The organism is Thioalkalivibrio halophilus (assembly GCF_001995255.1).
Classification (GTDB): Bacteria; Pseudomonadota; Gammaproteobacteria; order Ectothiorhodospirales; family Ectothiorhodospiraceae; genus Thioalkalivibrio; species Thioalkalivibrio halophilus.
The window spans coordinates 1-1,071 of sequence record NZ_MUZR01000064.1; the positions used below are offsets into that span (position 1 = coordinate 1).

At 65.7% G+C, this 1,071-nt stretch carries 1 protein-coding gene; it reads right to left on the reverse strand.

Annotated features, from left to right (window positions below; genetic code table 11):
* Window positions 1-979 (reverse strand): IS481 family transposase (locus B1A74_RS12885; RefSeq protein ID WP_077244862.1); only part of this gene is annotated, 979 nt, incomplete at its 3' end.
* Between the last annotated feature and the right edge of the window lie 92 nt (window positions 980-1,071).

A 1,071-nucleotide genomic window follows, 5' to 3' on the forward strand; every position in this document is an offset into this window, starting at 1 on the left:
CCGGCTGTTTGTATACATGTTTACGAAATAAATCGGGGCGTTCCTGTTGCCAGGCCTTGAGTGTCTCAACCGGCGTTCGATGCCCCAGCGCTTTCTGCCCGATCTGATGGTTGTAAAGGCGCTGGTAGTCCTGGAGGGTGTCCTTCAGATGTTCTCCCGAGCCGAAGCGCCGGGTCCGCAGCAAGTCGGCGATGCGGCCGTTGAAGCGCTCCACCATTCCGTTGGTCTGCGGCCGTTTCGGCCGGATCAGACGATGCTCGATCCCGTGGTCGGCGCACAGCCGGTCGAACGGGTGGCGTCCGGTGGGCTTGCGCTCCCCGGTGGCCGCAAAGCGGTCCGTGAACTCCTTGCCGTTGTCCGTGACCACGTGCGTGACATGGAACGGCGCCCGCTCGATCAGCTTCTTCAGAAAGCCGCGCGCGGCTTCGGCCGTCTTCGAGCGCCGCACCTCCAGGTAGACCCAGCGCGAGGCCCGATCGATGGCCACGAACAGGTAACCGCGCGAGGGCTCGTCGGCCATCTGGGGCAGGTACTTCACGTCCACGTGCACAAAGCCCGGCACGTAGTCCTTGAACGGCTTGTGGCCCGGCTCGACGGGCTCGCCGGCCTGCTCGTGCTTGAGCGCCTGCAGGTCACTGACACCGTGGCGGCGCAGGCAGCGGTCCAGTGCCGCCCGGCTGAGGTCCGGGTTCAGGAACTCGCGTGCCACGATCAGCAGATCGTCCAGCGACAGCAGGGCGATCTCCCGGACCTGGACCACGATCGCCTCCTGTTCCGCTGTGAGCGTCGTGTGCATCGTCTTCGGACGATGGGTCCGGTCTTCCACCTCGGTGCGCCGGCGGCGCCACTTGCGCACCGTCATGCGACTGATGCCGTAGCGCCGGGCCAGTTCCGGGTCGCTGACGCCGGCCGGCGCCTCCTGCAGTTCCTGCCGGATCCGGGGTGTGGTGCGGGCGTTGGAATGGATGGTACTCGCCATGCGGTCAGCCTCCCGTTCGCTCATCGGGCACAATACTCATCCACTCCCGGGCATGAAACAGGGGTGCCTTCTCTCGCGGTATGCAATCAGGC